The 18237-nt window shown below is 64.2% G+C and carries 18 protein-coding genes and 1 pseudogene; 7 read left to right on the top strand and 12 right to left on the bottom strand.

From position 1 onward, the window contains the following. The 9 genes and pseudogenes from QQL28_RS34725 to sdhC form a co-directional block, all read right to left on the bottom strand. A pseudogene (locus tag QQL28_RS34725) lies at positions 1-255 on the bottom strand (OmpA family protein); the annotation flags it as partial. 149 nt (positions 256-404) lie between these two features. After that, positions 405-680 carry a hypothetical protein gene (locus tag QQL28_RS34720; RefSeq protein WP_284272943.1) on the bottom strand — a complete coding sequence of 92 codons (276 nt, stop codon included), beginning with the start codon at positions 678-680 and terminating at the stop codon, positions 405-407. Positions 681-766: 86 nt separating this feature from the next. Next, positions 767-1153: a VOC family protein gene (locus QQL28_RS34715; protein WP_284272941.1), complete on the bottom strand. Its 387-nt coding sequence runs from the start codon at positions 1151-1153 to the stop codon at positions 767-769. A gap of 24 nt (positions 1154-1177) precedes the next feature. Beyond that, positions 1178-2014: an FkbM family methyltransferase gene (locus QQL28_RS34710; protein ID WP_284272939.1), complete on the bottom strand. Its 837-nt coding sequence runs from the start codon at positions 2012-2014 to the stop codon at positions 1178-1180. Between the two features lie 159 nt (positions 2015-2173). Beyond that, a complete protein-coding gene (locus tag QQL28_RS34705; RefSeq protein WP_284272937.1) occupies positions 2174-4312 on the bottom strand; it encodes a hybrid sensor histidine kinase/response regulator in 2139 nt (712 codons plus the stop codon). Positions 4313-4507: 195 nt separating this feature from the next. Continuing rightward, positions 4508-5290, bottom strand: coding sequence for a succinate dehydrogenase iron-sulfur subunit (locus tag QQL28_RS34700; RefSeq protein ID WP_284272935.1), 783 nt, complete (start codon positions 5288-5290; stop codon positions 4508-4510). 107 nt (positions 5291-5397) lie between these two features. After that, the gene (sdhA, locus tag QQL28_RS34695) at positions 5398-7233 is read right to left on the bottom strand and encodes a succinate dehydrogenase flavoprotein subunit (protein WP_284272931.1); all 1836 of its coding nucleotides are present in this window, start codon (positions 7231-7233) and stop codon (positions 5398-5400) included. A 3-nt stretch (positions 7234-7236) separates the two neighbouring features. Further along, positions 7237-7641 carry a succinate dehydrogenase, hydrophobic membrane anchor protein gene (gene sdhD / locus QQL28_RS34690; RefSeq protein WP_284272929.1) on the bottom strand — a complete coding sequence of 135 codons (405 nt, stop codon included), beginning with the start codon at positions 7639-7641 and terminating at the stop codon, positions 7237-7239. Next, entirely contained in the window at positions 7638-8036 is a 399-nt protein-coding gene (gene sdhC, locus QQL28_RS34685; protein WP_284272927.1) for a succinate dehydrogenase, cytochrome b556 subunit, read from the bottom strand. The genes sdhD and sdhC overlap by 4 nt, the downstream gene beginning before the upstream one ends. Positions 8037-8560: 524 nt before the next feature. Between sdhC and QQL28_RS34680 the strand changes: the two genes are divergently transcribed. Continuing rightward, complete coding sequence (locus QQL28_RS34680) at positions 8561-9415, top strand: sulfite exporter TauE/SafE family protein (protein ID WP_284272926.1); 855 nt, start codon at positions 8561-8563, stop codon at positions 9413-9415. 70 nt (positions 9416-9485) lie between these two features. Here the strand turns inward: QQL28_RS34680 and QQL28_RS34675 are convergent, their stop codons facing one another. Next, the gene (locus QQL28_RS34675) at positions 9486-11015 is read right to left on the bottom strand and encodes a malonate--CoA ligase (protein ID WP_284272924.1); all 1530 of its coding nucleotides are present in this window, start codon (positions 11013-11015) and stop codon (positions 9486-9488) included. Positions 11016-11102: 87 nt separating this feature from the next. Here QQL28_RS34675 and QQL28_RS34670 point away from each other — a divergent pair, with 87 nt between their 5' ends. The 4 genes from QQL28_RS34670 to QQL28_RS34655 all read left to right on the top strand — a co-directional run bounded on the left by QQL28_RS34670 (position 11103) and on the right by QQL28_RS34655 (position 14291). Continuing rightward, on the top strand, positions 11103-11852 hold the full coding sequence (locus QQL28_RS34670) for an SDR family oxidoreductase (protein WP_284272922.1): 750 nt from the start codon (positions 11103-11105) through the stop codon (positions 11850-11852). 276 nt (positions 11853-12128) lie between these two features. Beyond that, the gene (locus QQL28_RS34665; protein WP_284272920.1) at positions 12129-12683 is read left to right on the top strand and encodes a fasciclin domain-containing protein; all 555 of its coding nucleotides are present in this window, start codon (positions 12129-12131) and stop codon (positions 12681-12683) included. Between the two features lie 181 nt (positions 12684-12864). Next, on the top strand, positions 12865-13494 hold the full coding sequence (locus QQL28_RS34660; RefSeq protein ID WP_284272919.1) for a cytochrome b/b6 domain-containing protein: 630 nt from the start codon (positions 12865-12867) through the stop codon (positions 13492-13494). Positions 13495-13508: 14 nt separating this feature from the next. Beyond that, positions 13509-14291 carry a molybdopterin-binding protein gene (locus QQL28_RS34655; RefSeq protein WP_284272917.1) on the top strand — a complete coding sequence of 261 codons (783 nt, stop codon included), beginning with the start codon at positions 13509-13511 and terminating at the stop codon, positions 14289-14291. Positions 14292-14430: 139 nt separating this feature from the next. Here QQL28_RS34655 and QQL28_RS34650 read toward each other — a convergent pair whose 3' ends face one another. Further along, the gene (locus QQL28_RS34650) at positions 14431-15639 is read right to left on the bottom strand and encodes a YbfB/YjiJ family MFS transporter (protein ID WP_284272915.1); all 1209 of its coding nucleotides are present in this window, start codon (positions 15637-15639) and stop codon (positions 14431-14433) included. Positions 15640-15856: 217 nt separating this feature from the next. On the opposite strand from QQL28_RS34650, the gene leuB reads away from it, so the two are divergent. Then, positions 15857-16969 (top strand): 3-isopropylmalate dehydrogenase, encoded by a 1113-nt coding sequence (leuB, locus tag QQL28_RS34645; protein WP_284272913.1) that lies wholly within the window; start codon positions 15857-15859, stop codon positions 16967-16969. A 108-nt stretch (positions 16970-17077) separates the two neighbouring features. After that, positions 17078-17719, top strand: a complete 642-nt coding sequence (locus tag QQL28_RS34640; RefSeq protein WP_284272911.1) for a DapH/DapD/GlmU-related protein — start codon at positions 17078-17080, stop codon at positions 17717-17719. Positions 17720-17789: 70 nt separating this feature from the next. Here the strand turns inward: QQL28_RS34640 and QQL28_RS34635 are convergent, their stop codons facing one another. After that, positions 17790-18191: a hypothetical protein gene (locus tag QQL28_RS34635; protein ID WP_284272909.1), complete on the bottom strand. Its 402-nt coding sequence runs from the start codon at positions 18189-18191 to the stop codon at positions 17790-17792. Between the last annotated feature and the right edge of the window lie 46 nt (positions 18192-18237).

Below are 18237 nucleotides of genomic sequence, written 5' to 3'. Positions count from 1 at the left end.
ACTCGGGCGCTGGGGAGCCGCGGGCGGAGGCGGCGGCGGGGTCGGTGCGGGGCGCGCGGCCGGCGGTTGCTGTGCCGGCGGCGCCTTCGGCTGCTCCCTTGATGGCTGCTTCGGTTTTCCGTCAGGGCCGACTTCGCCCTGCGGCTGCGCCTGCGCGATCACGATGGGTGCGCTTTGCGCGTGCGATGCGGAGCTTGCGAATGGCATCGCGGTCAGAGCCGTCGTGGCAAGCAGCACGAAGCGAAAGTGAGTCATATGATGAATTCCCCGGAAGGTTCTTGTAGCGGAAGTTCTTGGAGAGTCAGTGTTGCGATCAACAGATACGCGTTAGGCCGGATTGTGGCGGGCGAAGGAGCCGCGTCTCGATTTATTTCTGCATGCAAATCACTTCAGAACATCGCCGTTCATTGCGCATTCAGGCCCATCTTGCAATCGCCTCGAATGTGACGGTGCGACAAGTTCGCATCCGTCGCGGGATTGGGCGTGCGCGGTCCGTCCGGTCCGCGCGGTGGAATCTCGTCCGGCCTGCGCCCGGGCAGTTCGTCGGGCCGTGGTGATTCGCCGGGCTCGCGCACCGGCGGCGCGATATCCGGCTGCGGATTGCCCGGAGGCATTTCCGGCGGCGGCTCACTCGGTGTGCCCGGTGTCGCCGGCGGAATCTCCGGGGGTTCGATCGGCATCATCCATCATCGACATGTCGTTGCTCGAAAGACGACAACGTTGTCGGTGCGTCGATGTTCCCACGCATCGCGGCGATGGAACAGGCTTATTCCGGCGCGTGACAGACGGCTTCGATGTTGTGGCCATCGGGGTCGAGCACGAACGCGCCGTAATAAGTCGGATGATAATGCGCGCGAATGCCCGGCGGTCCATTGTCGCGTCCGCCGGCGGCGATGGCGGCCTTGTGGAATGCATCCACCGTGGCGCGGTCCTTGGCGAGAATCGCGACATGCACGGGCTTGTTCAACGCGCCTTCGCCGCCGATCCAGAAGTCCGGCTTGCCGTCGGCGCCAAAGCCCGCGGCGGGATCGTGGCCGGTCTGCTCCTGCGTGACCTCCATGATCAGGCTGTAGCCGAGCGGCGCCAGTGCCTTCGTGTAGAACGCCTTGGCGCGCTCATAGTCGGAAACCGGAAAACCCATGTGATCGATCATCGCAATCTCCGTCGTTGATTGTCGTCAGCGCGACAGGAAGGTGTTGCTCCGCGTTCTGCGCGTGACGGCAAAGCCGCGCGCGACCATGTCCGCAATACAATCCTCGCGCCATTCGTTTTGTGACAGATGCTCGATCACGACAGCGCGGGGCCATAGCGATTGCGGCGCATCGCGGAAGAAGCCGATCAGCACGCGGTCCTCAAAACCCTCGACGTCGATCTTGAGGGCATCGACTTGCGTGACGCCGGACTCCTCGAGAATCCGTATCAGCCGCAACGACGGCACTTTGATGGCCCTTGCCGTCGCCGTGCCGGTCACGACATGGCTGGCGCCGAGATTGTCGCCGTCGGTCTCGATCATCAGCTCGCCGTCGGCCTCGCCGGCCGCCGCTTGTACGAGGCGGACTTGGGTCGATCTTTGCGTCGCGCCCGACGCCGCCTTGTTGAACGAGAGCCGCGCGAAGGTCGTGGGATGCGGCTCGATCGCGACGACCTTTCCCTGTGCGCCGACATGGCGCGCTATCACCAGCGCAAACGTGCCGACATTGGCGCCGACGTCGACGAACACGCCGCCGGCCGGCGTGTGCTGGCGCAGGAAGTCGAGCTCGTCGAGATTATAGTCGGGATTGAACAGCGCGCCGCGCTCGGTCGCGCTCGCCTGGTGGTGGAAGCGGAACGAGGCGCCCTGATATTGCACGTCGACGGGACCTGCGCGCAGCAGGTTGACCAGCCGCGACAGCCACGGGCGGAACGCGCCGCGCTTCAGCCCAGAGCGGTGTGCAAGCGAAATGATCGCAGCCTGCGCCGCATTGGGCGCGAACGCGCCGAATGGCGCGGGCGAGGGGTCGGTATCGGGCGTCAAGCAGAAGTCCTCGTTGCAAGCGGCGCATGCATAGCCGGTTTTGCGGAGGACTCCAATCTCGGAGGAACATGTAGCCCGGATGGAGCGAAGCGAAATCCGGGGTCTAGCGCGATGTCTTCCCGGATTGCGCTTTCGCTCCATCCGGTCTACGCGACCGCGCTATTCCGCGGCACCGTCCCGCACGCGGCGCAGCCGTGCGGCCTTGTACAGCACGCGCGACAGAGCCTCGATCGAGTAAGGCTTTTGCAGCAGCTCGAAGCCGAAACTGCCGTCCTGCGCCAGCACGTGGCTATAGCCGCTGGTGAGCACGATGGGCACGTCGATGCCGCGGTCGCGGATTGCGTGCGCGAGATCGAGCCCGGTCATGCCGGGCATCACCACGTCGGAAAACACCACGTCGAAGCGGTCCACATCCGCCGCGAGCTCCGCGAGCGCATCGCTGGCATTGTCGACCAGCGTGACGCTGTAGCCGAGCTCAGTGAGCCCGTCGGCGGCGAAATTGGCCACCTCGATATTGTCCTCGACGACCAGCACCGACATGCCGCTGCCGGCCAGTGCGGGCGCGGTGTCCGGCGCCTGCCGCTGCGGCAGCACCTCGGCGGGCACGCGCGGCAGATACAGCGTGAAGGTGCTGCCGCGGCCGATCTCGCTCGCGACCGTCACCTCGCCGCCGGATTGCTTGACGAAGCCGAACACCTGCGACAGGCCAAGCCCGGTGCCCTGTCCGACCTGCTTGGTGGTGAAGAACGGCTCGAAGATGCGGCCGAGCTGGCTTGCAGGAATGCCGGACCCGGTATCGGTGACCGTGACGGTGATGAAGCCATGGCTGCCGACGAGATGAGCCAGGCTGTCGGGAACGGCGGTTGCGGCCTCCACCGTGAACGTGATCCTGCCGCGGCCCTGCATCGCATCGCGCGCATTGACCGCCATGTTGAACAGCGCCGTCTCGAACTGGCCGGCATCGGCGTTGACGAGAAAGGACGCCGCCGGCAGCCGCATCACGACCTCGATGGCCGGTCCCGTCAGCGTGGCGATCATGTCGCGCAGCGACTGCACGCGCGCGCCGACATCGAACACCTCGGGCTTCAGCGTCTGCCGCCGCGCGAAGGCCAAAAGCTGCGAGGTCAGCTTGGCGGCGCGCCCGACCGCCTCGGTGATGGCGTTGATGTAGCGCTGCCGCCGCTCCTCTGACAATTGCGGCCGGTTCAACAGGTCGATGGAGGCGCGGATCACGGTCAGGAGGTTGTTGAAGTCGTGCGCCACGCCGCCGGTGAGCTGTCCGAGCGCCTCCAGGCGCTGGCTGTGCTTGAGCGCCTCCTCGGCGTCGCGCCGCCGTGCCGCTTCGGCCTGGAGGTTCTGCGTGCGCCGCAATGCCAGCGCGAGGATGAAGAAGAGCAGGGCCGTTGCAGGCAAGCCGAAGATCAGGTGCTGGCCCATGGTGGCGAGCCAGCGCGAACGGATCGCCGCGGTCTCGAGTCCCGCGCTGACATAGATCGGATATTCGGCGACGCGCTTGTAGCCGATGCGCCGCTCGATCCCGTCGGCGGGCCAGGCGATGGTCATCATCCCGTGCTCGGGGCTCAGCGCGATCTTCCGGCCGACCGGCCCGCCGGGATCGAGCCGGACGTCGTGATCGAGGTGCGGATAATGCGCGAGCAGGACGCCATCGGTCCGCCCCAATGCGAAGAAGCTGCCGGATTCGCTGCCGATGCGTGCATAAAAGCTCTCGAAATATTCGGGGTATACCGAGGCCTGGATCACGCCGATGAAGCTGCCGTCGTCGGAATCGCGGCGGCGGCTCATGCCGAAGAAGCGGGCGCCTTGGTAGGGCACGCGCGGCGTCAGCGGCGTGCCGATGAAGGTTCCAATGTTCTGGTCGACATGGGCGTTGAAATAGTCCCGGTCCGCAAATTTGATCTGCGGCGCCGGCGACAGCAGGCTGTTGACCAGCGCATGGCCCTCCGCGTCGAAGATCCAGGCGGATTTGAGCTGCGGCAGCGAATCGGTCAGGCGCTTCAGGCGCCGGTGCAGCGCCTCCTCGCGCGACCGGATCGCTTCGTCCGAGAGGCCGCGCACGACCTCGTTGAGCTCGCCAAGGCTGCGGTCGATCGTCTCGAACACCTTGAGCGCATGCTCATGGGCGACGTCGAGCGTGCGCTCGATCTCGCGATCGGCGATGTCATTGGTCGAATGATAGGAGATCGCCGAGGCGATGATGAACAGCGCAATCGGCAGCGCCAGGGATGCCGCCATCATCCACTGCAGCAGTTTCAACGAATTGCGTTGCGCGCCCTGCACAGTCGCTCCTGACCCGGAACGAAGCTTACTTGAATTTCCCGCAGGGAAGGAAGTGGCTTGTGATGGGAACCTTTGGTTGCGACCGGCGCGTCTCCGCCCGCGAAGGATGCGTCGGTAGCAATTATAGGTTAATCTACCATGGATTGCAAATCGGCCGCAGCCGCAACGACCGCGGGCCGGTGCAGAAAATTTCGCTTAAACTTGCCGCTCGACGAGCTTCAGCTTGAGCTCGGCGATCGCCTCTGCGGGGTTGAGGCCCTTCGGGCAGGCCTTGGCGCAGTTCATGATGGTGTGGCAGCGATAGAGCCGGAACGGGTCCTCGAGATTGTCGAGCCGTTCGCCGGTCGCCTCGTCGCGCGAATCGGACACCCAGCGGTTGGCCTGGAGCAGGGCAGCGGGACCGAGATAGCGCTCGCTGTTCCACCAGTAGCTCGGGCAGGAGGTCGAGCAGCAGGCGCAGAGAATGCACTCGTAGAGGCCGTCGAGCTTCTCGCGGTCCTCGTGGCTCTGGCGCCATTCCTTCTGCGGGGTCGGCGAGGTGGTCTTCAGCCACGGTTCGATGGAAGCGTATTGCGCGTAGAAATTGGTGAGGTCGGGGACGAGGTCCTTCACCACCGGCTGGTGCGGCAGCGGGTTGATCTTCACCGCGCCGTCCTTGACGTCGTGCATCGAGCGGGTGCAGGCGAGCGTGTTCTGGCCGTCGATGTTCATGGCGCAGGAGCCGCAGACGCCCTCGCGGCAGGAGCGGCGGAAGGTCAGCGACGGGTCGATGTGGTTCTTGATCCAGATCAGGCCGTCCAGCACCATCGGACCGCAGTCGTGGGTGTCGACGTAATAGGTGTCGATGCTCGGGTTCTTGCCGTCGTCCGGATTCCAGCGATAGACGCGGAATTCGCGAAGCTCAGTCGCGCCCGCGGGCTTCGGCCAGGTCTTGCCGCCTGATATCTTCGAGTTCTTCGGAAGTGCGAATTCAACCATTGCTCTAACCTTTCGTCATTCCGGGATGGTCCGAAGGACCAGACCCGGAATCTCGAGATTCCGGGTTCGATGCTGCGCATCCCCCCGGAATGACGGCTACTGTTGGATCAATACACGCGCGCCTTCGGCGGGATGTACTGCACGTCGTTGGTCATGGTGTAGTTGTGCACCGGGCGGTAGTCGATCGTGACCTTGGCGGCATCGTCGAGCCAGGCCAGCGTGTGCTTCATCCAGTTCTTGTCGTCGCGCGCCGAGTAGTCCTCGCGGGCATGCGCGCCGCGGCTCTCGGTGCGGTTGGCGGCCGAGTTCATCGTCACCACCGCCTGCGAGATCAGATTGTCGAACTCGAGCGTCTCGACGAGGTCCGAGTTCCACACCAGCGAGCGGTCGGACACGGCGATGTCGGTGATGCCGCCATGGACCTTTTGGATCAGGTTCTGGCCCTCGCTCAGAACATCGCCGGTGCGGAACACCGCGCAATTGTTCTGCATCACATGCTGCATGCCTTCACGCAGCTTGGCGGTCGGCGTGCCGCCCGAGGCATAGCGGTAGTGGTCGAGGCGGCCGACCGATTGCTCCGCCGAATTCGCCGGCAGCTCCGGCTGCTTGCCGTTGGCGGTGAGCTTTTCGGCGCAGCGCAGCGCGGCGGCGCGGCCGAACACCACTAGGTCGATCAGCGAGTTGGAGCCGAGACGGTTGGCGCCGTGCACGGAGACGCAGGCGGCTTCGCCGATCGCCATCAGTCCCGGGATCACGGCGTTGTCGTCGCCGTCCTTTTTCGTCAGCACCTCGCCGTGATAATTGGTGGGGATGCCGCCCATGTTGTAGTGCACGGTCGGCACGATCGGGATCGGCTCGCGCGTCACGTCGACATTGGCGAAGATCTTTGCGGATTCCGAGATGCCCGGCAGGCGCTCGGCCAATACCGCAGGATCGAGATGGTCGAGATGCAGGAAGATGTGGTCCTTCTTCTTGCCGACGCCACGGCCCTCGCGGATCTCGATGGTCATCGCGCGCGAGACGACGTCGCGCGAGGCGAGGTCCTTGGCCGACGGCGCGTAGCGCTCCATGAAGCGCTCGCCTTCCGAGTTGACGAGATAGCCGCCTTCGCCGCGCGCGCCTTCGGTGACGAGACAGCCCGAGCCGTAGATGCCGGTCGGGTGGAACTGCACGAATTCCATGTCCTGGAGCGGCAGGCCGGCGCGCAGCACCATGCCGCCGCCGTCGCCGGTGCAGGTATGGGCCGAGGTGCAGGAGGCGTAGGCGCGGCCGTAGCCGCCGGTCGCCAGGATCGTGGTCTGGGCGCGGAAGCGATGCAGCGTGCCGTCATCGAGCTTCAGCGCGATCACGCCGCGGCAGGCGCCCTGGTCGTCCATGATCAGGTCGATGGCGAAGAACTCGATGAAGAATTCTGCCGCATGCCGCAGCGACTGGCCGTACATCGTGTGCAGCATGGCGTGACCGGTGCGGTCGGCGGCGGCGCAGGTGCGCTGCGCCTGGCTCTTGCCGAATTCCGTGGTCATGCCGCCGAACGGGCGCTGGTAGATCTTGCCGTCCTCGGTGCGCGAGAACGGCACGCCCCAATGCTCGAGCTCGTAGACCGCTTCGGGCGCGTGGCGCACCATGTATTCGATCGCGTCCTGGTCGCCGAGCCAGTCCGACCCCTTTACGGTGTCGTACATGTGCCAGCGCCAGTCGTCCTTGTGCATGTTGCCGAGCGAAGCGGAGATGCCGCCCTGCGCCGCGACGGTGTGCGAGCGGGTCGGGAATACCTTTGTGATGCAGGCCGTGCGCAGGCCAGCCTCGCTGCAGCCGACGACCGCGCGCAGGCCCGCGCCACCGGCGCCGACCACGACGACGTCATAGGTGTGGTCTTCGATCGGATAGGCTTTTCCGTTGGTGGCGGGAGCGCCGTTACCCTTGCCATTCGTGCCGGCGGCCATGGGTTACACTCCGGATGACAGCTTGAGGATCGCGTAGGTCGAGGCGAGCGCCACCGCAATCGAGAAGAAGTTGTTGAGCATCACCGCAACGAGCTTCAGCTTCTCGTTATGGACGTAGTCTTCGATCACGACCTGCATGCCGATCTTCATGTGCCAGGCGCTGGCAAAGATGAAGAGCAGGAGGATCAGCGCGATCGGCAGCGAGCCGAGAATCTGCGCAGCGCCCGCCTGGTTGCGGCCGAGCAGCATCATCACCACCACGATCACGGGCAGCATCAAGAGCGTCATCGCGACGCCGGTGAGGCGCTGGCGCCAGAAATCGGACGTGCCGGAATGTGCGGCGCCGAGGTTGCGGACGCGGCCGAGCGGCGTGCGCATGCTGCGCTTGGGCGTCTCGGTCGTGCTCATCGTCCGCCTCCGATCGCGTAGGCAATGATCCAGATCAGCACAGTGAGCGCGATGCCGCCGATCAGTGCGCCCCAGGTCAGCGCCTCGCGCTCATTGGCCTTGAAGCCGTAGCCGAGGTCCCAGACGAAATGCCGGATACCGCTCAGCATGTGGTGCATCAGCGCCCAGGTGTAACCGAACACGATCAGCCGGCCGATGATGCTGCCGGTAAAGGCCTGCACATGGGAGTACGCCGCCGGGCCGGAGGCCGCGGCAATCAACCACCAGGCCAGCAGCAGGGTTCCGACATAAAGGGCGATACCGGTGGCGCGGTGGACGATGGACAGCACCATCGTCAGCGTCCAGCGATAGACTTGCAGGTGTGGTGAAAGCGGTCGTTCGATCCGTGCGGTCATGGGCGACTTTGGTGTTTTATTGCGGCCCAGCATGGGGCGCGCGGGGATCGCGAAAGGTCGGCCCTATTTACGGAGTCGAATCTATCCACGCAATCACCAAATCGCCATAAAGCGAACCGGTGTTCAGCTCTAGAGGGATGACGAAACTAGGTCGATCAGGGGTTTGGTATACCAGAGCGACATCGGGATGTTGAAGAAACGAATATTGGTCCGTTTCTTCAAACGTTCGCTCGCGAGTTGAAATCGCAGGAAGATCATTCTCACGCGAACCGGTCCGTTCATGCAGCAAAGTGCAATCGAAATGGCGTCGAGCGGAACCGCCGAACAGCCTGTCACACCCGGCGATCGAGCCAATTTCGCCTTCTATCATCCCAGCAGGGCGCTTCCGATATGCGTGCTTCGCATTCCGCGCCTGACGCTTCCCGCTGACGACCGCGCGGTCGGGATAGCCTAGAAGTTGCGAACGCGTCGCTCCTCGTGGGCGCATCGACCGGGCGGCGCGTCGTTGCCGGGATATGATTCGCGTGATTGCAGGTCTCGATCTTCAGGACATCGTCGAATTGGCGCTGCTGCTCATTGCGGTCGGCGCGCTCTCCGGCTTTCTCGCCGGCGTGTTCGGCATCGGTGGCGGCGCGATCCTGGTCCCCGTGTTCTACGAATGCTTCCGCATCGCCGGCGTACCGCTGGAGGTGCGCATGCCGCTCTGCGTCGGCACCTCGCTCATCATCCCGACCTCGATCCGCTCGTTCCAGGCGCATTACAAGCGCGGCGCCGTCGACATGACGGTCTTGCGCGTCTGGTGGCTGCCGATCCTGATCGGCGTCATCGCCGGCAGCGTGGTTGCGCGCTACGCGCCGGAGCGGCTGTTCAAGATCGTGTTCGTCTGCGTCGCATACTCGGCCGCGGTGCGGCTGATCTTCGCACGCGAAACCTGGAAGCTCGGCGACGATCTGCCGAAGGGCCCGCTGATGCGCGCCTATGGCTTCGTGGTCGGCATCCTCTCGACACTGATGGGCATCGGCGGCGGCCTGTTCTCCAACCTGCTCATGACCTTCTACGGCAGGCCGATCCATCAGGCGGTTGCGACCTCGTCGGCACTCGCCGTGCTGATCTCGATCCCCGGCGCGCTCGGCTACGTCTATGCCGGCTGGCCGGCGGCAGCGAACTATCCCAGCGTTGCGGCTTTGCAAATTCCATTCGCGCTTGGTTACGTCTCGCTGATCGGCGCCGTGCTGGTGATGCCGATGAGCCTCGTCACCGCCCCGCTCGGCGTAAAAGCCGCGCATGCGATGTCGAAGCGCACGCTGGAGGCAGCTTTCGGGTGTTATCTGTTTATTGTCGGCAGTAGATTTGTGATCAGTCTGCTAGGTGCACAATAGCTCTCTCAACGTCGTCCTGGCTTTCGCCAGGACGACAGCGAGAATGTAGCGCGGCCTTGCCGTTGCGCCCCTATTTCTTCGCGTAAATATCCTTGTAGGTATCCCGCAGCACGTTCTTCTGCACCTTGCCCATGGTGTTGCGTGGCAACTCGTCGACGACGAAGACGCGCTTCGGCATCTTGAATTTTGCGAGCCGCCCGTCGAGCGCCTTCAGCACTGAGGCTTCACTGACGTCGGCGCCCTTGTTGCAGACGAGGACCGCCGTGACGCCTTCGCCGAAATCGGCATGCGGCACACCGATCACGGCGGACTCGATCACGCCTGGCATGGCGTCGATCTCGCTCTCGATTTCCTTCGGGTAGACGTTGAAGCCGCCGGAGATCACAAGATCCTTGCCGCGGCCGAGGATGTGAACGTAGCCCTTGGCGTCGATCTTGCCGAGGTCGCCGGTGATGAAGAAGCCGTCGGGCCGGAATTCCGACTTGGTCTTCTCCGGCATGCGCCAGTAGCCCTTGAACACGTTCGGGCCCTTCACCTCGATCATGCCGATCTCCTCGCGCGGCAGCTCCTTGCCGGACTCGGGATCGGTGACGCGCGCGGAGACGCCGGGGAGGGGAAAGCCGACCGCGCCGGGCACGCGCTCGCCGTCATACGGGTTCGACGTGTTCATGTTGGTCTCGGTCATGCCATAGCGCTCGAGCACGGCATGCCCGGTGCGCGCAGACCATTCGCGATGGGTTTCGGCGAGCAGCGGCGCCGAGCCCGAGATGAAGAGACGCATGTGTTTTGTGGTTTCGCGCGATAGCGCGGGGTTCTGGAGCAGGCGGGTATAGAACGTCGGCACGCCCATCAGCACCGTGGCGCGCGCCATCAGCCTGATGATGAGATCGGGATCGAGTTTTGGCAGGAAGATCATCGCAGCGCGCGAAAACAGCGTCACGTTGGTCGCCACGAACAGGCCGTGGGTGTGATAGATCGGCAGCGCGTGGATCAGCACGTCCTTGTCGGTGAAGCGCCAGTAGTCGACCAGCGTCAGCGAGTTCGAGGCGAGATTGTCGTGGGACAGCATCGCGCCCTTGGAGCGGCCGGTGGTGCCCGACGTGTAGAGGATCGCGGCGAGATCGTCATTCGCGCGCGCCACGGTGGCGAACTCGCTCTTCGCCTTGTCGGCCGCTTCCGTCAGCGAGCCCTTGCCGTCCGGTCCGAGCGTCTCGACCTTGGCCTTCACCTTGGCGGCAATCCCTGCGATGCCGTCGGCCTTGGAGGGATCGCAGACCACCAGCGACGGCTCGGCGTCGGTGATGAAGTAGTCGAGCTCGTTCAGCGTGTAGGCGGTGTTGAGCGGCAGATAGACCGCACCGGCCCGCACGGTTGCGAGATACAGCACGATGTTGGCGACGGATTTTTCGACCTGCACCGCGACACGGTCGCCCGGTTTTACGCCGCGCTCGACCAGCACATTCGCCATCTGGCCCGCGCGTGCGATCAGCTCGCCATAGCTGATGCGGGTGCCGTCTTGGGTCTCGATCGCAAGACGCGTCGGATCCTTGAGGTCATCGAACAGGCGGGAAAACAGATTGGCGTTGGCAGCTTGGTTCATGCAACAGTCCCTCACCGGCAGAGGCCGGCCAAAAGCGAAGGCTGGATTAGCAAAAACAGCCCCAAAGAAGCAACGGAGACAGTTTGCATGACAAAAAATGGGAAACGCGTGGCCTGGGTCACCGGCGGCGGCAGCGGGATCGGGGAGGCCGGCGCGGAGGCGCTCGCGGCCGACGGCTGGACGGTGGTGGTATCCGGCCGGCGCAAGGACGCGCTGGATACCGTGGCCGCCAAGATCGCCAAAGACGGCGGGGCGGCGGAGGCGATCCCGCTCGATGTCAGCGTTGCCGCCGATGTCCAGAGGACGGCGGATCAGATCCTGACAAAACACGGGCGCATCGACCTCCTGGTCAACAGCGCCGGCGTCAATGTTCCCAAGCGAAGCTGGAACGACTTGGAACTGGAGGGCTGGGACAAGCTCGTCGAGATCAACCTCAACGGCGTGCTCTATTGCATGCGCGCGGTGCTGCCGGCGATGCGCAAACAGCAGGACGGATGCATCATCAACGTCTCGTCCTGGGCCGGCCGCCACGTCTCGAAAATGCCGGGCCCGGCCTACACCACGACCAAACATGCGGTGCTGGCGCTGACCCATTCCTTCAACATGGACGAATGCGTCAATGGGCTCCGCGCCTGCTGCCTGATGCCGGGCGAGGTGGCGACGCCGATCCTGAAGTTGCGGCCCGTCGTGCCGAGCGAGGAGGAGCAGGCGAGGATGCTGCAGTCCGAAGATCTCGGCCGCACCATCGCCTTCATCGCGAGCATGCCGCCGCGCGTCTGTATCAACGAGGTGCTGATCAGCCCGACCCACAATCGCGGTTTCATTCAAACGCTGTGAGCAGGGAGTGAATCGCTTCGCTCGCGCCACAGTCTCCCTCGTCATCCCGGGGCGCGACGAAGTCGCGAGCCCGGGACGACGGCTGAGTGAATGGCGCTGTTCCGCCCTCCCACGGACAGCCCCACCCAAAGTTTCACGCATCACAATAAATTATTGTCCGAAACCGCCCCGCAAGACCTCCCGTAGTTCGGCCCAACGACGGCGCTGCTGCCTCACGCCAAACTGTCGCAGGCGCCGTTGTTGAACGAACTTCATCCAATGATTGGGAGACTCTCCATGTCGAAGCGTATTGCCTATCTCGCCGCTGCCGCTTTCAGCGCGCTTGCCATCACCGCAACCGTCGTCGCGCCAGTTCGCGCAGAGGAAAAGACCGTCATGGTCGGCGGCGCCGCGATGTTCCCCTCCAAGAACATCGTCCAGAACGCCGTCAACTCCAAGGACCACACCACGCTGGTGGCCGCGGTGAAGGCCGCCGGCCTCGTCCAGACGCTGGAAGGCAAGGGCCCGTTCACGGTGTTCGCGCCGACCAACGCGGCCTTCGGCAAGTTGCCGGCCGGCACCGTCGACACTCTGGTCAAGCCTGAGAACAAGGCGACCCTGACCAAGATCCTCACCTATCATGTCGTGCCCGGCAAGCTCGAGGCTTCCGACCTCACCGACGGCAAGAAGCTGAAGACCGCCGAAGGCGAGGAGCTGACGGTCAAGAAGATGGACGGCAAGACCTGGATCGTCGACGCCAAGGGCGGCACCTCGATGGTGACGATCACCAACGTCAACCAGTCCAACGGCGTGATCCATGTGGTCGATACCGTGCTGATGCCGGCGACGTAACACCGGCCCGCCCTGTTTCATCCCCGAACAGGACGCGCGAAACGGCGAGCCGGGGATCCCGGCTCGCTTTTTTGTGACTGCGATACCTCCAGGGTATCAAATCGATAGATGCGAGGGCGTAACGAAACCGAAGCCACTGGCGTATATTCGTCGTCACGCGATCTCTGAGGACGGAACCACCATGTCGAGCCTAGCCGCAGCCGACGCTCCCATCAGCGCCACCAAGGCCCGGTCCATCCAGCCGGCCTGGGTGCGGGTGATGCACTGGATCAACGCGTTCGCCATGATCCTGATGATCATGTCGGGCTGGCAGATCTACAACGCGTCCCCGCTGTTCAACTTCAGCTTCTCCCGCGACATCACGCTCGGCGGCTGGCTTGGCGGCGCGCTGCTCTGGCATTTCGCGGCGATGTGGATCCTGATGATCAACGGGCTCGCCTATCTCGTCACCGGCCTTGCCACCGGCCGCTTCCGGAAAAAACTATTGCCGATTACGCCGTCCGGCGTGCTCCACGACGTCAGGGCGGCCCTGACCTTCAAGCTCGGCCATGACGATCTCACCGTTTACAATTACGTGCAGCGCCTGCTCTATGCCGGGATCATCGTGGTCGGCGTGCTCATCGTGCTGTCGGGCCTGGCGATGTGGAAACCCGTGCAGCTCTATTATCTGGTGATGCTGTTCGGCGACTATCCGACCGCGCGCTACGTCCACTTCTTCTGCATGGCCGCGATCTGCGCCTTCCTCGTGGTTCACGTCGCACTCGCGCTGCTCGTGCCGAAGAGCCTGCGCGCCATGATCATCGGTCGCTGAGTGGGAGGAGAATCATGGCCAAGCGTTCATTCCTGATCCCCGGCGTCGACAAGCGTCTCCTGATCAAGGACTCGCTCAAGGTGATGCCGGACCTGACCCGTCGCCGCTTCATCACGGGCGGCGCGAGCTTGGGTGCGCTGACGCTGCTCACCGGCTGCGATGTCGTCGACTCATCGTCGGCTGAGGAAATGCTGAAGACGGTCTCGAAATTCAACGACGCCGTGCAGGCCTTCATCTTCAATCCGGACGCGCTGGCGCCGACTTTTCCGGAGAGCGCGATCACAAAACCCTTCCCGTTCAACGCCTATTACGATCTCGATGAGGCCCCCGAGGTCGACGGCAAGGACTGGAAGCTGGAGGTGCGCGGCCTCGTCGACAACAAGAAACCATGGACGCTGGACGAGCTGTACCAACTCCCGCAGGTTACCCAGATCACGCGCCATATCTGCGTCGAGGGCTGGAGCGCGATCGGAAGCTGGACCGGCACACCCTTGCGCGATTTCCTGAAGCTGATCGGCGCCGACACGCGCGCGAAATATGTCTGGTTCCAGTGCGCCGACAAGGACGGCTACAACTCGCCCCTCGACATGCGCTCAGCGCTGCATCCGCAGACGCAGATCACGTTCAAATATGCGAACGAGATTCTGCCGCGCGCTTACGGCTTCCCCATGAAGATCCGCGTGCCGACAAAGCTCGGCTTCAAGAACCCGAAATACGTCGTCTCGATGGAAGTCACCAACGAGTACAAGGGCGGCTACTGGGAAGACCAGGGGTACAATTCGTTTAGTGGGAGTTAGTTGGATTGTCGTCCCGGCGAAGGCCGGGACCCATACCGCGTGATCTATCGATTGCGGGTGATGGGAGTACCGAACGAAGAGTCCTCGCCAAACCACTCCCTGGGGTTATGGGTCCCGGCCTTCGCCGGGACGACACCGTTTATGCGGCCGGCCCTACCTTCCGCTGGCACAGCGCTGCGAGCGCACCAAGCGCAAGCAGCGCGGCCGAGACATTCAACGCATACGACAGACTGCCGAGCGCATCGGTGATCGCGCCGACCACGATCGGGCCGAGCGTCTGGCCGACGCCGAACGAGATCGTCATCGCCGCGATCGCGGTCGGCCACACTTCGTGCGGATAGTTGAAGCGCACGAAGGCGGTCGTCGAGCCGACCACCGCGAAGAAGGCGACACCGAACACGATGGCCGAGATCGCAAGCCATGCGGTCGAATGCCCCAGCATCGGCAGGCTGGCGCCGAGCGCATTGGTGCCGAGGATGATCGCGGTTGCGAGCCCACCGCGATCGAGTGCCAGCACGCCGCGCCAGACCCAGGGCGTGACGAAAGCGCTGACGCCGATCAGGCTCCAGAACGCCGCTTGAGCGGCTGCCCCGCCGCCGGCGTCGCGCACGTAGGCGATCATGAAGGTCATGTAGGCAATGTAGCCGGCGCCGAACAGGAAATAGCCGGCGAGATAGATCAGGATGGGGAGGATCGCGAACGAGCCGTGACCGGCCTCGCTGAAGCGTGCCTTGCTCTCGATGCGGATCAGGAACAGCGGGATCGTCATGGCGGCCGAGAGCAGCGTCAGCGCCCACCACACGATCCACCACGAGCCCGGCCCGAAATGCTGCAGTGTGAACGGCGCGATCAGCCCTGAGGCGAGGATGCCGATGCCGGGGCCGGCATAGAACAGGCTGAGCAGGAAATTGGCCCTTTCAGGATGCGATTGCGCGATGGTGGCGGCCAGCGCGCCGCCGGCGACGAAGCCGGCCGCCGCGCCCAGGCCCAGCACCAGCCGCGCCAGGCTGAGCGCGATGAAGTTCCCGGTGAGCGCGCAGACCGTCAGGGCCGCGAGGCAAGCCAGCGTTCCGCCGCGGATTGCGGCCGACCAGCCGACCCGCTTGATCAGCCGCGAGGCCATCAGGGCGCCCGCGAGGTAGCCGACGGCGTTGATGGTGTTCATGAAGCCGGCGGCCGAGTAGGACCAGTTCAGGCTGTCCCGCATGTCCGGCAGTACCAGCGCATAGGCAAAGCGGCCGATGCCGAGCCCGACCGTCGCCGCCAGCGACAGGATCAGGATCAGCCGCGCGGGGTGCGCGTCGAGTGGAGGGCGGCGGTCTTGAGCAAGGTAGTCTTGGGCGTGCAAGGGGTACTCCGGCGAGGCGGATTGTGGCAGGCCCCGACCGCCTTGCACAGCCGCGCCGCGGCAATGGTGTCTTGCCAAGCGCGCAACGCCGCTCTAGCACTCCGGCCGAAATTCATCCCATTCGTCATGCCCGGGCTTGACCCGGGCATCCATCCTTCAAAAAAGCTGGATTGCCGGGTCAAGCCCGGCAATGACGAGAAAATCTGAGGTGACGACGATGGCGACCCATAAACTGCTGCTGCTCCCCGGTGACGGCATTGGCCCCGAAGTGATGGGCGAGGTGAAGCGGCTGATCGATTGGCTCAATTCGGCAGGGATCGCCAAATTCGAGACCGACACCGGGCTCGTCGGCGGCGCCGCCTTTGACGCGCACAAGGTGTCGATCTCCGAGGGCGACATGGCCAAGGCCATGGACGCCGATGCCGTCATTTTCGGCGCGGTCGGCGGTCCGAAGTGGGATGCGGTGCCCTATGAGGTGCGTCCCGAAGCCGGCCTGCTCCGGCTGCGCAAGGATCTCGCTTTGTTCGCCAACCTCCGTCCCGCCGTCTGCTATCCGGCGCTCGCCGACGCTTCGAGCCTGAAGCGTGAGGCCATCGAGGGCCTCGACATCGTGATCGTGCGCGAGCTCACCGGCGGTGTCTATTTCGGCGAGCCCAAGACCATCACCGATCTCGGCAACGGCCAGAAGCGCGCCATCGATACCCAGGTTTACGACACCTATGAGATCGAGCGCATCGGCCGCGTCGCCTTCGAGCTTGCCAAGAAGCGCAAGAACAAGGTGACGTCGATGGAGAAGCGCAACGTCATGAAGTCGGGCGTGCTCTGGAACGAGGTTATGACCCAGGTCCACAAGCGCGAATATCCGGACGTGACGCTCGAGCACCAGCTCGCCGATTCCGGCGGCATGATGCTGGTGAAATGGCCGAAGCAGTTCGACGTCATCGTGACAGACAATCTGTTCGGCGACATGCTGTCGGACATCGCGGCGATGCTGACCGGATCGCTCGGCATGCTGCCCTCGGCCTCGCTCGGCGAAGTGGATGTGAAGAGCAAGAAGCGCAAGGCGCTGTATGAGCCCGTGCACGGCTCGGCGCCCGACATCGCCGGCAAGGGCCTCGCCAACCCGATCGCGATGATCTCGTCCTTCGGCATGGCACTGCGCTACTCCTTCGACATGGGCGCGCTGGCGGACAAGGTCGACGCCGCGATCGCGGCCGTGCTCGCGAGCGGCCTGCGCACCGCCGACATCAAGTCGGAGGGTACCACCGCCGCCTCGACCACGCAGATGGGCGAAGCGATCCTGAAGGAATTGCAGAAGCTGCACGCGTAAGGCGAAGAATCGTAGCCCGGATGAGCGAAGCGACATCCGGGACCTTGCGCGCAGTGTTCCCGGGTATCGCTTCGCTTACCCGGGCTACGACTTCACCGGAGCCGATTCATGGATGCGCATCGCCCCAAGATCGCGGAAACCATCATCCATGAGACGGTGCGCCAGCGTGAGGCGCAGATCGGGCGGCGCTGCGAGATTCTCGCCAACACCCGCATCGAGTATTCCTCGCTCGGCGACTACTCCTATCTCGGGGAGAATTGCGAGGTCGCCGACGCCGTGATCGGGAAGTTCACGGCAATCGCTAATTCGGTCCGGATCGGCGCCCCGAACCATCCGATGGACCGACCGTCCCAGCATCGCTTCACCTATTGCCCCGAATATTACGAGGCGACAGCGAGCCGTGACCGCGACTTCTTTGCGGAGCGCCGCAGCGACCGGGTGATCGTTGGCAATGATTGCTGGATCGGTCATGCCGCGATCCTGCTGCCGGGCGTGACGGTTGGCGATGGCGCGGTGATCGCCGCGGGCGCGGTCGTCAGCCGTAGTGTACCGCCCTATACGATCGTCGGAGGCGTTCCCGCGCGCCCGATCCGCAAGCGCTTTGCCGATTCTGTTGCGGAAAGTCTCGGCCGGATCGCCTGGTGGGATTGGCCGGATGAGATCATCTTCGAACGCCTCGGCGATTTCCGCTCCGAAGCGCTCGAGCAATTTTGCGAGCGCTACGATCCGGCGCTTGCGCCTGGCGGGTAGAGCGGGAAGCCATCACAAAACGAAATGGCCGGGCGCGAGCCCGGCCATTTCGATTCATGCAAAACCGTCGTTACCAGTACAGCGGAAACGCCGTCGGGAAGCCGCCGAGATCGGACGGCGTGCTCAGCGGCTGGCGATCGATCGGACGGTTGTTGTTCTCGCGCGCGAAGGTCGGGTACCCATACGGCGAGGGGAACGCATAGTCCGTGAACTTGCGATCGCCGGGATTGACCTCGGTGCCGCCGTCGAGCCAGGAGCGCTTGCTGACATAGATGCGGGTGCGCGGGCCCTGCTGGTAGACGACGTTGGGGCCGTTGCCGCCGTAATAGGGCCGGCCGCGATCGTCATAGGTGCGCTTGGTCTTGGCGTCGGCCGCAGCCGTCATGCCAATGGCGAGAACGGCGCCTGCCGCAAGCCACATCGCCAATTTGTTCGCGGCCAATTTGTTCGCGGCAGAGAATTTCGAGCTCATCACGTCCCCTTCAGGCGGCAGGTCGCCAACCGATTTCACCTCATAC

It is taken from the genome of Bradyrhizobium iriomotense, from assembly GCF_030160715.1.
GTDB classification, from domain to species: Bacteria; Pseudomonadota; Alphaproteobacteria; order Rhizobiales; family Xanthobacteraceae; genus Bradyrhizobium; species Bradyrhizobium iriomotense.
This window is presented reverse-complemented; position numbering and strand designations above follow the sequence as displayed.

What these genes read in the sequence shown, in the direction of transcription:
- QQL28_RS34720 (WP_284272943.1), bottom strand. Translation starts at nt 680, where the DNA reads ATGCCGATCGAACCCCCGGAGATTCCGCCGGCGACACCGGGCACACCG.
- QQL28_RS34715 (WP_284272941.1), bottom strand. Translation starts at nt 1,153, where the DNA reads ATGATCGATCACATGGGTTTTCCGGTTTCCGACTATGAGCGCGCCAAG.
- QQL28_RS34700 (WP_284272935.1), bottom strand. Translation starts at nt 5,290, where the DNA reads ATGGTTGAATTCGCACTTCCGAAGAACTCGAAGATATCAGGCGGCAAG.
- sdhA (WP_284272931.1), bottom strand. Translation starts at nt 7,233, where the DNA reads ATGGCCGCCGGCACGAATGGCAAGGGTAACGGCGCTCCCGCCACCAAC.
- sdhD (WP_284272929.1), bottom strand. Translation starts at nt 7,641, where the DNA reads ATGAGCACGACCGAGACGCCCAAGCGCAGCATGCGCACGCCGCTCGGC.
- sdhC (WP_284272927.1), bottom strand. Translation starts at nt 8,036, where the DNA reads ATGACCGCACGGATCGAACGACCGCTTTCACCACACCTGCAAGTCTAT.
- QQL28_RS34675 (WP_284272924.1), bottom strand. Translation starts at nt 11,015, where the DNA reads ATGAACCAAGCTGCCAACGCCAATCTGTTTTCCCGCCTGTTCGATGAC.
- QQL28_RS34670 (WP_284272922.1), top strand. Translation starts at nt 11,103, where the DNA reads ATGACAAAAAATGGGAAACGCGTGGCCTGGGTCACCGGCGGCGGCAGC.
- QQL28_RS34665 (WP_284272920.1), top strand. Translation starts at nt 12,129, where the DNA reads ATGTCGAAGCGTATTGCCTATCTCGCCGCTGCCGCTTTCAGCGCGCTT.
- QQL28_RS34660 (WP_284272919.1), top strand. Translation starts at nt 12,865, where the DNA reads ATGTCGAGCCTAGCCGCAGCCGACGCTCCCATCAGCGCCACCAAGGCC.
- QQL28_RS34655 (WP_284272917.1), top strand. Translation starts at nt 13,509, where the DNA reads ATGGCCAAGCGTTCATTCCTGATCCCCGGCGTCGACAAGCGTCTCCTG.
- leuB (WP_284272913.1), top strand. Translation starts at nt 15,857, where the DNA reads ATGGCGACCCATAAACTGCTGCTGCTCCCCGGTGACGGCATTGGCCCC.
- QQL28_RS34640 (WP_284272911.1), top strand. Translation starts at nt 17,078, where the DNA reads ATGGATGCGCATCGCCCCAAGATCGCGGAAACCATCATCCATGAGACG.
- QQL28_RS34635 (WP_284272909.1), bottom strand. Translation starts at nt 18,191, where the DNA reads ATGAGCTCGAAATTCTCTGCCGCGAACAAATTGGCCGCGAACAAATTG.